The 13,051-nt window shown below is 64.0% G+C and carries 11 protein-coding genes; 7 read left to right on the top strand and 4 right to left on the bottom strand.

The annotated features are described in order from the left end of the window. Positions 1–79 precede the first annotated feature (79 nt). Positions 80–1,885, bottom strand: a complete 1,806-nt coding sequence (locus NKH01_RS12185) for an IlvD/Edd family dehydratase (protein ID WP_353020314.1) — start codon at positions 1,883–1,885, stop codon at positions 80–82. 235 nt (positions 1,886–2,120) lie between these two features. Then, positions 2,121–3,293, bottom strand: coding sequence for an Mrp/NBP35 family ATP-binding protein (locus NKH01_RS12180; RefSeq protein WP_245278539.1), 1,173 nt, complete (start codon positions 3,291–3,293; stop codon positions 2,121–2,123). Between the two features lie 195 nt (positions 3,294–3,488). Between NKH01_RS12180 and NKH01_RS12175 the strand changes: the two genes are divergently transcribed. Further along, positions 3,489–3,866 carry a VOC family protein gene (locus NKH01_RS12175; protein WP_352493735.1) on the top strand — a complete coding sequence of 126 codons (378 nt, stop codon included), beginning with the start codon at positions 3,489–3,491 and terminating at the stop codon, positions 3,864–3,866. Between the two features lie 43 nt (positions 3,867–3,909). Here NKH01_RS12175 and NKH01_RS12170 read toward each other — a convergent pair whose 3' ends face one another. Further along, positions 3,910–4,914, bottom strand: a complete 1,005-nt coding sequence (locus tag NKH01_RS12170; protein WP_352493734.1) for an inorganic phosphate transporter — start codon at positions 4,912–4,914, stop codon at positions 3,910–3,912. After that, the gene (locus NKH01_RS12165; protein WP_023717896.1) at positions 4,914–5,555 is read right to left on the bottom strand and encodes a DUF47 domain-containing protein; all 642 of its coding nucleotides are present in this window, start codon (positions 5,553–5,555) and stop codon (positions 4,914–4,916) included. The genes NKH01_RS12170 and NKH01_RS12165 overlap by 1 nt, the downstream gene beginning before the upstream one ends. Positions 5,556–5,749: 194 nt before the next feature. Between NKH01_RS12165 and NKH01_RS12160 the strand changes: the two genes are divergently transcribed. The 6 genes from NKH01_RS12160 (at position 5,750) to NKH01_RS12135 (ending at position 13,049) form a co-directional block, all read left to right on the top strand. Beyond that, entirely contained in the window at positions 5,750–6,649 is a 900-nt protein-coding gene (locus NKH01_RS12160; protein WP_353020313.1) for a LysR family transcriptional regulator, read from the top strand. A 133-nt stretch (positions 6,650–6,782) separates the two neighbouring features. Further along, positions 6,783–7,262: a formate dehydrogenase subunit gamma gene (locus NKH01_RS12155; protein WP_353020312.1), complete on the top strand. Its 480-nt coding sequence runs from the start codon at positions 6,783–6,785 to the stop codon at positions 7,260–7,262. Then, the gene (locus NKH01_RS12150) at positions 7,259–8,815 is read left to right on the top strand and encodes a formate dehydrogenase beta subunit (protein ID WP_352815822.1); all 1,557 of its coding nucleotides are present in this window, start codon (positions 7,259–7,261) and stop codon (positions 8,813–8,815) included. Before NKH01_RS12155 ends, NKH01_RS12150 begins: the two co-directional genes overlap by 4 nt. Positions 8,816–8,827: 12 nt before the next feature. Then, positions 8,828–11,740, top strand: coding sequence for a formate dehydrogenase subunit alpha (fdhF, locus tag NKH01_RS12145; protein WP_352483303.1), 2,913 nt, complete (start codon positions 8,828–8,830; stop codon positions 11,738–11,740). Between the two features lie 183 nt (positions 11,741–11,923). Next, positions 11,924–12,751, top strand: coding sequence for a formate dehydrogenase accessory sulfurtransferase FdhD (gene fdhD / locus NKH01_RS12140; RefSeq protein ID WP_023717901.1), 828 nt, complete (start codon positions 11,924–11,926; stop codon positions 12,749–12,751). Beyond that, the gene (locus NKH01_RS12135) at positions 12,741–13,049 is read left to right on the top strand and encodes a formate dehydrogenase subunit delta (RefSeq protein WP_352483304.1); all 309 of its coding nucleotides are present in this window, start codon (positions 12,741–12,743) and stop codon (positions 13,047–13,049) included. The genes fdhD and NKH01_RS12135 overlap by 11 nt, the downstream gene beginning before the upstream one ends. Positions 13,050–13,051 lie beyond the last annotated feature (2 nt).

Raw genomic sequence — 13,051 nt, 5'->3', positions numbered from 1 at the left:
CCCGTTAGCGGGCTGTTAACGGGGAGAAATGAGGTGACCGTAACGCTGGCGACCTGACGGCTCGTGCGACGGACCCTGGTCAGTGATTGTCCCTCGGCACGCCGCTTGTATGAGCCACATCCTGGTACTTCACCGCCGGCTTCAGCACCATGCCTTCGGAAAACTGGTCGACCATGCCGCGCTGGATTTCCTGCCACGGCGTCTGGTGCTTCGGATAGTGATAGCCGCCATTGTTCTGCAGCTCGGCGCGGCGCCGCGTGATCTCGTCGTCGCTGACGAGGATGTCGGCGGTACCCTTGCGCAGGTCGATGCGGACGCGATCGCCGGTCTTCAGCAGCGCCAGGCCGCCGCCGATGGCGGCTTCCGGCGAGGCGTTGAGGATCGACGGCGAGCCCGACGTGCCTGACTGACGACCGTCGCCGATACAGGCCAGCGCGTGGATGCCCTTTTTGATCAGATAGGCAGGCGGCTGCATGTTGACGACTTCGGCGCCGCCGGGATAGCCGATCGGGCCGGCGCCGCGCATGAACAGGATGGTGTGCTCGTCTATGCCCTGTGCCGGGTCGTCGATGCGGGCGTGATAATCCTCGGGGCCGTCGAAGACCATGGCGTTGCCCTCGAACGCTTCCGGGTCCTTCGGGTTCGACAGATAGCGTTCGCGGAATTCGGGCGAGATGCCACTGGTCTTCATGATCGCCGAATCGAACAGATTGCCCTTGAGGTTGATGAAGCCGGCATTGGCTTTCAGCGGCTCGGCAACCGTGCGGATGACGTCGAGGTTCTCGTTGACGGCGGCGGTGCAATTGTCGCCGATGGTCTTGCCGTTAGCGGTCATGGCTTCCGGATAGGGCAGCATGCCGCCCTTCATCAGTTCGGCGATCACAGCCGGCACGCCGCCGGCATGGTGATAGTCCTCGCCGAGATATTCGCCGGTCGGCTGCAGATTGACGATGAGCGGAATGTTGAGGCCAACCTTCTGCCAATCGTTGTTGTCGAGCGGCACGCCGAGGTGGCGGGCGATGGCGTTGAGGTGGATCGGCGCATTGGTCGAGCCGCCGATCGCCGAGTTGACGACGATGGCGTTCTCGAAGGCCTTGCGGGTCATGATGTCGGAGGGCTTCAGATCCTCATGCACCATGTCGACGATGCGCTTTCCAGTCTCATAGGCGATCTGGCCGCGTTCGCGATAGGGGGCGGGGATTGCGGCCGAGCCCGGCAATTGCATGCCGAGCGCCTCGGCCAACGAATTCATCGTGGTAGCGGTGCCCATCGTGTTGCAATAGCCGGTCGACGGCGCCGAGGAGGCGACGATGTCCATGAACTCGTCATAGCCGATCTCGCCGGCCGACAGGCGCTGGCGCGATTCCCAGACGATGGTGCCGGAGCCGGTGCGCTTGCCCTTGTGCCAGCCGTTGAGCATCGGGCCGACCGAAAGCGCGATAGCCGGAATGTTGACGGTAGCCGCGGCCATCAGCATGGCCGGCGTCGTCTTGTCGCAGCCGATGGTGAGCACCACGCCGTCGAGCGGATAGCCGTAGAGCACCTCGACCAGGCTGAGATAGGCAAGGTTGCGGTCGAGCGCAGCTGTCGGCCGCTTGCCGGTTTCCTGGATCGGGTGGCAAGGAAACTCGAAAGGAATGCCGCCCATCGAGACGATGCCCTCGCGCACGCGCTTGGCCAGTTCGATGTGATGGCGGTTGCAGGGCGACAGGTCCGAGCCGGTCTGGGCGATGCCGATCAGCGGCTTGCCGGACATCAGTTCGGCCCGCGTCAGCCCGTAATTCAGGTAGCGCTCCAGATAAAGTGCTGTCATGCCCGGATTGTCGGGATTGTCGAACCACTCTTGCGAGCGAAATTTTTTCTTGCTGGTGGGGGCGCCTGCCATCGTGGTCTCCGTATTTGTATGACAAATCGATATGACAACGCGCGGGAGCAGGCAAGGGCACGCGCCATCCGAATCCGCACTTTGGTGCGATAGACACACATCTGCCTCCGCGCCAGAGGGGATCGTGGTTTGTCAGCCCGCTATCCCGGAAAAGTTCGAGCATGTCGTCGCGGACCCCACCCGACCCTTGCGGCCACCTCCCCTCAAGGGGCCGACTTGGGGAGGGACATCCGCATCACTCAAACACGATGCTCGGCACTGCAGCCTCGGCCGCGCCGCGCTCTTCATTGACGCGGTGCCAGACCTTGGCGGCGATGTCGCGATAGATTTTCGCCTCGGCGCTATCGGGCTTGGAGACCACCACCGGCGTGCCGGCATCGGAGCTTTCGCGGATGCCCATCTCGAGCGGCACTTCGCCAAGGAAGGTGACGCCGAGGCGCTCTGCCTCACGGCGCGCGCCGCCATGGCCGAAGATGTCGTAGCGTTTCCCCGTATCGGGGGCGAGAAAATAGCTCATGTTTTCGACGATGCCCAAAAGCGGCACGTCGACCTTTCTGAACATGTTGAGGCCTTTGCGCGCATCGATCAGGGCCAGGTCCTGTGGCGTCGAGACGATGACGGCGCCGGCCAGCGGCACCTGTTGGGCCATGGTCAGCTGGGCGTCGCCGGTGCCGGGCGGCATGTCGACGACGAGCACGTCGAGCGGTCCCCATTCGACCTCGCGCAGCATTTGCGTCAATGCCGACATCACCATCGGCCCGCGCCAGATCATCGGCGTCTCCTCATCGACGAGGAAGCCCATCGACATGACCTTGAGGCCATAGTTCTGCATCGGCTTCAGGATCTTGCCATCGACGGTCTGCGGCCGGCCATGAATGTTGAGCAGGCGTGGCATCGACGGGCCATAAATATCGGCATCGAGCACGCCGACCCGCAACCCGTTGGCGGCAAGGCCAAGAGCGATATTGACGGCGGTGGTCGACTTGCCGACGCCGCCCTTGCCGGAAGCAACAGCGATGATGGCGTCGATGCCTGGTACGCCGCGCTTGCCCTGGCTGTGCGATGCCGGCGCCTGCGGCGCTGGACGAGCAGGTGCGGCCGGCGGAGCGGGCCTCTGAGCCGGTCTTTGCGGAACCGGCGCCTCCATGCCGCCGCCCTTCTTTTCCGCCGTCAGCGCGACCACGGCGCCGGCGACACCGGGGATCGCCTTGACGACACGCTCGGCGGCCGCACGCAGCGGCTCCATCTCCTGGGCACGCGCAGCGGGAACGGTGATCGAGAAGAACACCTTGGCATCGGCAATGAAAATCTCGGAAACCATGCCGAGGTCGACGATATTGCCGGTGAAATCCGGCCCGTTGACCGTCTTCAGGCGTTCGATGACGATTTCCTTGGTGACGGACATCAGATCTTCCTTATGCAAGCTCGCGCCTGAGATAGTGCAGTTTCCGGAGAGAACCAAGTCGTGGAGCAACAGCCGGCCTGGTGTGCCCCGGAAAACGGACCGACGCAGTCGGATTTGCCTGATCGACGGTCGCCAACCATCCGCTACGACCTATCTGAGGGAGCAGCATGAGCACGACATCAAGGGAAGGAGACGATCATGCTCGCAAACAGCAACGCAACGGCCAATCTCGCAGTGAAGGACTTGGCCAAGGCCAGGGCTTTCTACGAAGGGACGCTCGGCCTGAAAGAGGTGCACAATGAAGGTGGCGAACTGATCGTCTATAAAAGCGGCGATACCAGCATCAACGTGTACCGTTCGAATTTCGCTGGGACCAACAAGGCGACGGCTGTGACCTGGACGGTCGGCGACGAGCTCGGCAAAATCGTTGAGGCGTTGAAATCGAAGGGCGTGGCCTTCGAGCATTACGACATGCCCGGCCTGACGCTGGAGGGTGACGTTCATGTCGGTCAGGGCATGAAGGTCGCATGGTTCAAGGATCCGGACGGCAACATCCTGAACCTTGTGGACAGGTAGATACGGCGTTCACGCACCGCCGCCGCGCAGTGCTGCGGTGCTCTCACCTTGCCAGGCCGACCGCGAGGTAGGTGAGGGCCGCAATCACCGCGGTTGCCGGCAGGGTGATAATCCAGGCAACCACGATGTTGCCGGCAATGCCCCAGCGAACGGCTGAGACGCGGCGTGCGGCGCCGACGCCAATGATGGCGCCGGTGATCGTGTGTGTGGTCGATACCGGAATACCGAGCCAGGTGGCGGCGAACAGGGTGATCGCACCGCCGGTCTCGGCGCAGAAACCCTGCATCGGGTTCAGCCGGGTGATCTTCGATCCCATTGTGTGGACGATGCGCCAGCCGCCGAGCAACGTGCCCAGCGCCAGCGCCGACTGACAGGTGATGACGACCCACAGCGGCACGTAAAAATTCGCGCCGAGCATGCCTTGCGAATAAAGCAGCACGGCGATGATGCCCATGGTCTTCTGCGCGTCGTTGCCGCCATGGCCGAGCGAATAGAGCGAGGCGGAAAAGAACTGCATGACGCGGAAGGTGCTGTCGACGGCGAACGGCGTCTGCCGCACGAACAGCCAGGAGACCGCGAGGATCAAGACGAGCGCCAGCAGAAAGCCTGCCGCCGGCGACAGCACGATGGCCGCCGTCGTCTTGCCCAATCCGGCCCAGACGATGGCGCCGGTGCCGGCCTTGGCAACGCCGGCGCCGACCAAACCGCCGATCAGCGCGTGCGAGCTGCTGGACGGGATACCGACGAGCCAGGTGACGATATTCCAGACGATGGCGCCGACAAGTGCTGCGAAGATCACTGCCGGCGTGACGATGCTGGCGTCGATGATGCCGGTTCCCAGCGTCTCCGCCACGTGAAGACCGAAGAACATGAAGGCGATGAAATTGAAGAAAGCCGCCCAGAACACCGCATAATGCGGCCTCAGCACGCGGGTGGAGACGATTGTCGCGATGGAGTTGGCGGCATCGTGCAGGCCGTTGAGGAAATCGAAGAACAGTGCGACGGCGACAAGGCCGACCAGCACCGGAAAGGCTATCGCGGCTTCCACTATACGTTCTCGATGACGATGCCGCTGATTTCGTTGGCGACGTCCTCGAAGCGGTCGACCACCTTTTCCAGCTGGCCGTAGATCTCGCTGCCGATCAGATAGGCCATCGGATCGCTGCGGCCGTGCCGCTTGAACAGGTCCTTCAGGCCCTGTTCGTGCAGGTCGTCGGCCCGGCCTTCGGCGCGCATGACCTCCTCGGCGATGGCGTTGAGGCGCACCGTATGCGCCCCGACCTTGCCGAGCAGTGGGATCGCCTCGGCCACCAACTTGGCGGCCTCGACGATGACGGCCCCCATTTCCTGCATCAGCGGGTCGAATTCCTTCTTTTCGAACAACCTTACCGTCTTGACGGTCTTGTGCATCATGTCGATGGCATCATCCATCGACTGGATCAGGTCCTTGATGTCGCCGCGATCGAAGGGCGTGATGAAGGAGCGGCGCACGGCCAGCAGAACTTCCGCGGTGATCTGATCGGCTTCGTCCTCGAGATCGATGATCGTCTGACACCAGCGGTCGATGTCGTTGCCCTGCAAAAGCTGCTGCAGTGCCTCAGCGCCGCCGACCACAGTGCGGGAATGCCGCTCGAACAGGTCGAAGAAGCGATCTTCGCGCGGCAAAAGCTTGCGGAACCAGCCCAGCATGTTTCGGTCTCCCGTCGTGTCCAGTCCACGACCCCATCCCATCCACATAGCGCCGCGTTCCATCGCGGGAAACAGTAAGCCGGCTGAAAGATGTGGATGCGGGCGATTTGCACAGGCGGCTTGCGGCCGAAGGCGATTTCCCCGACCTTGCGCGCTAAGATCGGACATAGCGTCCGTGACAGGCTCCCGACGGCATGATCGACAAGCTGGAATTCTTCATAGCACTCGCCAGGGAAGAACATTTCGGCCGCGCGGCGGAGGTGTGCGGCGTCACCCAACCGACGCTTTCGGCCGGCATCAAGCAGCTGGAGGGCCAGCTCGGCGTGATGCTGGTGCTGCGCGGCTCGCGCTTCCAGGGGCTGACGCCGGAAGGCAAGCAGGTGCTGGTGTGGGCGCGCCGCATCGTCGGCGATAGCAGGACCATGCGCGAGGAGATGCGGGCGGCACGCCACGGCCTGTCAGGACGCATCCGCATCGCCGCGATCCCGACGGCCCTCGCCATGGTGGCGCGATTGACGACGCCGTTTCGGGCAAAGCATCCCGGCGTCACCTTCTCGGTGCTGTCGCGGACATCGATCGAGGTGCTGTCGCTGCTCGGCAATTTCGACATCGACGCCGGCATCACCTATCTCGACAACGAGCCGCTCGGACGCGTCACCAGCGTGCCGCTCTACGACGAGCGCTACCAGTTGATCACCGCTGTCGGGAACCCCTATTTCGACCGCGACAAAGTGACATGGGCGGAACTCTCCCAGCTGCCGCTCTGCCTGCTGACGCCGGACATGCAGAACCGCCGCATCATCGACCAGCATCTGGCCGAAGCCGGCGTGCAGGTGCGGCCGACACTGGAATCCAACTCGATGATCGTGCTGTTCTCGCATATCCGCACCGGCAAATGGTCGTCCATCATGCCGCTTAACCTTGCGGAAACGTTCGGCTTTTCCGAGCCGATCCGGGCTATCCCGATCGTCGAGCCGGATGCCAGCCACACCGTCGGGCTGGTGGCGGCGCCGCGCGAACCGCACACGCCGCTGGTCTCGGCGCTGTTGGACGAGGCAATGGCGCTGGCGGACGATTTCCGCGCCCACCGCTAGGCTAGACAATGCTGGTGACGGCGAACGATAGAAAATTTCTATCGAGCAACGGATCGGCTTTATTGATTTAGCGGGTTTCCTCTGATTTCCTAAGCACTTAGCGGAAGACAGCCACGACCAGGGAGGGCGCTGCATGACGATGCAGCCTGCAAGTACCGAGATCGCATCGCGCACGTCGGCGATCATCCACGAGCTGAAAGGCCTCGAAGGCTCGCTGTTGCCGATCCTGCACGGCATACAGGAAGAGTTCGGCTATGTGCCGCAGGACGCGCTGCCGGTGATTGCCGAGGCGCTGAACATCTCCAGGGCCGAGGTGCATGGCGTCGTCACCTTCTATCACGATTATCGCAGCCAGCCCGCCGGCCGCCATGTGCTGAAGCTCTGCCAGGCGGAAGCCTGCCAGTCGATGGGCTCGGATGCGATTGCCGCCAAGCTCAAATCAATGCTGGGCATCGGTTTCCACGAGACAACCCGCGACGGTTCGGTGACGCTGGAGCCGGTCTATTGCCTTGGCCTTTGCGCCTGCTCGCCATCGGCGATGCTGGACGGCGAGGTGTTCGGGCGGCTCGACGACGAAAAGCTCAATGAGATCGTTGCCGAGGTGCGCTCATGATCCCGCGCATCTATATTCCTGGCGATTCCGGCGCGCTGGCGCTGGGTGCGGAAAGGGTCGCCAAGGCGGTTCGGGCGGAGTTGGCCGAGCGCGGCATCGAGGCCAAGATCGTGCGCAACGGCTCGCGCGGCGCCTATTTCCTCGAGCCGATGGTCGAAGTGGCGACAGCCACTGGCCGCGTCGCCTATGGGCCGGTGAAGCCATCCGACGTCAAAAGCCTGTTCGACTGCGGCTTCCTCACCGGCGGCCACCACAAGCGCTGGCTTGGCGCGCCGGACAAGATCCCGTTCCTGGCCAGGCAGACGCGGCTGACCTTTGCGCGCTGCGGCGTCACCGATCCGCTGTCGCTCGATCACTACAAGGCGCATGGCGGGCTGAACGGCCTGCAGAATGCAGTGGCGACGACACCGGCCGACATCGTCAAGCAGGTGACCGAATCCGGGCTGCGCGGTCGTGGCGGCGCCGGCTTCCCGACCGGCATCAAATGGAAGACGGTCCTCGATACGTCGGCCGACCGCAAATACATCGTCTGCAATGCCGATGAAGGCGATTCCGGTACGTTCGCCGACCGCATGATCATGGAAGGCGACCCCTTCGTGCTGATCGAAGGCATGGCGATCGCCGGCATCGCCACCGGCGCGACCAAGGGCTTCATCTATATCCGCTCGGAATATCCGCATGCGGTGGCGGTGATGCAGAAGGCCGTCGAGATCGCCCGCAGGGCCGGCGTGCTCGGCGTCAATGTGCTCGGGTCACCCAATTCATTCGACATGGAAGTGCGCGTCGGCGCCGGCGCCTATGTCTGCGGCGAGGAGACCGCCCTGCTCGACAGCCTCGAAGGCAAGCGCGGGCAGGTGCGGGCCAAACCGCCGCTGCCAGCGCATAAGGGCCTGTTCGGCAAGCCGACGGTAATCAACAATGTCATCTCGCTGGCCTCGGTGCCGGTGATCATGGACAAGGGCGCCGCCTTCTACAAGGATTTCGGCATGGGCCGTTCGCGCGGCACCATCCCGATCCAGATTGCCGGCAACGTCAAATATCCTGGTCTCTACGAGGCGGCGTTCGGCATGACGCTGGGTGAGATCGTCGACGATATCGGCGGCGGCGCGGCGACCGGGCGTCCGGTCAAGGCGGTGCAGGTGGGTGGCCCGCTCGGCGCCTATTTCCCGCGCGCCCTGTTCGACACGCCGTTCGACTACGAAGCATTTGCCGCCAAGGACGGGCTGATCGGCCATGCCGGCATCGTCGTTTTCGACGACAGTGCCGACATGCTGAAGCAGGCACGCTTCGCCATGGAATTCTGCGCCATCGAGAGCTGCGGTAAGTGCACGCCCTGTCGCATCGGCTCGACGCGCGGCGTCGAGGTGCTGGACCGGCTCGCTGAGAACATCGAACCGGAAAAGCAGATCGCGCTGGTCACCGACCTTTGCAACACGATGAAGTTCGGCTCGCTTTGCGCTCTCGGCGGCTTCACCCCATATCCGGTGATGAGTGCACTCAACCATTTCCCGGACGACTTTCGGCCGACGCCGGTCGCCGAAGCAGCGGAATAGGAGCGGACAGGCATGAACGCGGCATTCGACATCAAATCGCTGGTCCAGGAAATCGACTACGGCACACCCGCCTCCGAAGCGGAACAGCAGGTGACGCTGACCGTCGATGGCAAGCCGGTGACGGTGCCGGCGGGTACCTCGATCATGCGCGCTTCGATGGAAGCGGGCGTTGAAATCCCGAAACTCTGCGCCACCGACATGCTGGACTCGTTCGGCTCCTGCCGGGTCTGCCTCGTCGAGATCGACGGGCGCGGCGGCACGCCGGCCTCGTGCACGACGCCGGTTGGCGAAGGCATGGTCGTGCATACCCAGAGCGACCGGCTGAACGCCATTCGTCGCGGCGTGATGGAGCTCTATGTCTCTGACCATCCGGCTGCGTGGGGCGAGACGGCCGGCACCGGCGCCAGCGAGTTCGACAAGGTCGTCAGGACGGTCGGCCTGACCGAGAACCGCTATGGCGTGGACGGCCGCAACCACGTCGAGCAAGAAAACGGCGTGGCGCCCGGCCATGGCTCGCTGACCATCGACTACATCGCCCGCGATGAATCGAACCCCTATTTCACCTATGATCCGGCGCAATGCATCGTCTGCTCGCGCTGCGTGCGCGCCTGCGAAGAGGTGCAAGGCACGTTCGCGCTGACCATCGAGGGCCGCGGCTTCGAATCCAGGGTCTCGGCCGGCATGCACGAGGCGTTCGTCGATTCCGAATGCGTGTCGTGCGGGGCCTGCGTGCAGGCCTGCCCGACCGATGCGCTGAGGGAGAAAACCGTGCTGGCGAAAGGCCTGCCCGAGCGCTCGACCGTCACCACCTGCGCCTATTGCGGCGTCGGCTGCTCATTCAAGGCCGAGGTCAAGGGCGACGAGGTCATTCGCATGATGCCCTACAAGGCAGGCAAGGCCAACCACGGCCACTCCTGCGTCAAGGGCCGCTTCGCCTATGGCTATGCGACACACAAGGACCGTATCCTGAAGCCGATGATCCGCGAGCGGGTCAGCGATCCGTGGCGCGAAGTGTCGTGGGAAGAGGCGCTCACCCATACGGCGAATGAATTCCGCCGCATCCAGTACCAGTACGGCCGCACGTCGATCGGCGGCATCACCTCGTCGCGCTGCACCAACGAGGAGACCTACCTCGTCCAGAAGCTGGTCCGGCAGGGCTTCCGCAACAACAATGTCGATACCTGCGCCCGCGTCTGCCATTCGCCGACCGGCTATGGCCTGGGCCAGACCTTCGGTACCTCCGCCGGCACGCAGGATTTCGATTCGATCGAGCAGACGGACGTCATCCTGCTGATCGGCGCCAATCCGACCGATGCGCATCCGGTGTTCGCCTCGCGCATGAAAAAGCGCATGCGCCAGGGCGCCAAGCTGATCGTGCTCGATCCGCGCCGCACCGATATCGTGCGCTCGGCCCATGTCGAAGCGCAGTTCCATCTGCCGCTGAAGCCGGGCACCAACGTCGCCATGCTGACCGCACTTGCCCATGTCATCGTCACCGAAGGCCTGTTCGACGAGGCGTTCATCCGCGAGCGCTGCGACTGGGACGAGTTCCAGGACTGGGCATCGTTCGTGGCACTGCCGGAAAACAGCCCGGAGGTCGTCGGTCAGCTCGCCAATGTCGATCCCGACGACATACGCGGCGCGGCGCGGCTCTATGCGCGCGGCGGCAACGGCGCGATCTATTACGGCCTCGGCGTGACCGAGCACAGCCAGGGCTCGACCACCGTCATCGCCATTGCCAACCTCGCCATGGCGACCGGCAATATCGGCCGGCCGGGCGTCGGCGTGAATCCGCTGCGCGGCCAGAACAATGTGCAGGGCTCCTGCGACATGGGTTCGTTCCCGCACGAACTTCCCGGCTACCGCCACATTTCGGGCGACGCGGTGCGCGCCATCTATGAGAGCCTGTGGGGCGTCAAGCTCGACGACGAGCCCGGCCTGCGCATCCCCAATATGCTGGACGCGGCCGTCGACGGCTCGTTCAAGGGGCTCTATGTACAGGGCGAGGACATCCTGCAGTCGGACCCCGACACCAAGCATGTCGCCGCGGGTCTCGCCGCGATGGAATGTGTCGTTGTGCACGACCTCTTCCTCAACGAGACGGCCAACTACGCGCATGTGTTCCTGCCCGGCTCGACCTTCCTCGAGAAGGACGGCACCTTCACCAATGCCGAGCGCCGCATCAACATGGTGCGCAAGGTGATGGAGCCGAAATGCGGCTATGCCGACTGGGAGACGACGCAGGAGCTCGCCAAGGCGCTCGGCCTCGGCTGGAACTACACGCATCCCTCCGAGATCATGGACGAGATCGCCAAGACGACGCCGAGCTTCTCCGGCGTTTCCTTCGACCTTCTCGACCGGGTGGGCTCGGTGCAGTGGCCCTGCAACGAGAAGTCGCCGGAAGGCACGCCGATCATGCATATTGGCGGCTTCGTGCGCGGCAAGGGCAAGTTCATCCGCACCGAATATGTCGCGACCGACGAGAGGACCGGGCCGCGCTTCCCGCTGCTGCTGACCACCGGCCGCATCCTGTCGCAGTATAATGTCGGCGCGCAGACCAGGCGCACCGACAACGTCGTGTGGCACAGCGAGGATCGGCTGGAGATCCATCCGCATGATGCCGAAAATCGCGGCCTGCGCGATGGCGACTGGGTGCGGCTGACCAGCCGCTCGGGCGAGACGACGCTGCGCGCGCTGATCACCGACCGGGTGTCGCCGGGCGTCGTCTATACGACCTTCCACCATCCCGACACCCAGGCCAACGTCATCACCACCGACTTCTCCGACTGGGCGACCAACTGCCCGGAATACAAGGTGACCGCGGTGCAGGTGGGTGCATCCAACGGCCCGTCGGAATGGCAGCGCGACTATGACGAGCAGGCAAAGCAAAGCCGCCGCATCGCCTCGCTGCAAGCAGCGGAGTAGCGTTTTGGCGTCGTGCCGGAGCACCCCCCTCTGGCCTACCGGCCATCTCCCCCTCAAGGGGGGAGATTGGATGTCATCTCGGCTTTCGCCAATCACCAGCGTCGAAGGGTGCCTTACGTCTGAACTGCCAATCTCCCCCCTTGAGGGGGAGATGGCCGGTAGGCCAGAGGGGGGTGCCGCGTGATGCCCAAACGTCGTGCTGTCACCCAGATCAGCCGCCTCGCGCGCCGCGCCGGCGGCACCGCGGCCGCCAACCGCATGGTGCCGGAAGAGACGCCGGTAGCATTCTCCTTTGCCGGCACCACGCATGCGGTGATGATGGCAAGCCCGGCCGATTTCGAGGATTTCGCGCTCGGCTTCTCGCTGACCGAAGGCATCATTGCCTCGCCAGACGAAATCGAAGCCATCGAGGTCGAGGATCACGGCGCCGGCATCGATATCCAGATCCGGCTGAAGGACCAGGCCAACACCCGTTTCGAGGCGCGTCGCAGACGGCTCGCCGGCCCGGTCGGCTGCGGGCTGTGCGGCATCGAATCGATCGAGGAAGCGATGCGCTCGGTCGATCCGGTCGGTGCGTCGAAACTTACACTTCAGGCCGATGACATCGTCCGCTCGGTCAAGCTTTTGTCGAAGGTGCAGCCGCTGCACGCCGAGACCGGCGCGGTCCACGCCGCCGGTTTTTACCTCCCCGGCAAGGGCATCGTCATGGCGCGCGAGGATGTCGGCCGTCACAATGCGCTGGACAAGCTGGCCGGCGCGCTGGCCAAAGCCGGTATCGACGGCAGGTCGGGGGCCGTCGTCGTGACGTCGCGCGTTTCGGTCGAGATGGTGCAGAAGACCGCGGCGATCGGTGCTGCCTTCATCATCGCCGTCTCGGCGCCGACGGCACTTGCCATCCGCACCGCAGACGACGCCGGCATGACGCTGGTGGCGCTGGTGCGCGGCGATGATTTCGATATTTTCACCCATCCTGACCGCGTGGTTTCCGGAGTTGCCAAGCATGTCGCATGACGAAGGCCACCTCATGAGCACCAGCGAAAAGCTGGTTCGCATGGCCAACCAGATCGCTGCCTTTTTCCACTCCAAGCCGCGCGAGCAAGGCATTGCCGGCGTCGCCGAGCACATCAACAAGTTCTGGGAGCCGAGGATGCGCCGGCAATTGTTCGAGATGCTCGACAGCGGCGGCGAAGGCTTCAACGAGCTTGTCGTCGCGGCCGCCCCACACATCAAGCGGCCGGGCGCGCCGGAGGGCGCAGGTTTTAGCGTCGGCGGAGCGAGCACCGAGACTACGGCTGCGTCACAGAAGTAGGC

It is taken from the genome of Mesorhizobium sp. M1403, from assembly GCF_040317695.1.
Lineage (GTDB): Bacteria > Pseudomonadota > Alphaproteobacteria > Rhizobiales > Rhizobiaceae > Mesorhizobium.
The sequence above is the reverse complement of the archived record's forward strand: the minus strand, read 5'-3'. Positions and strand labels throughout refer to the sequence as shown.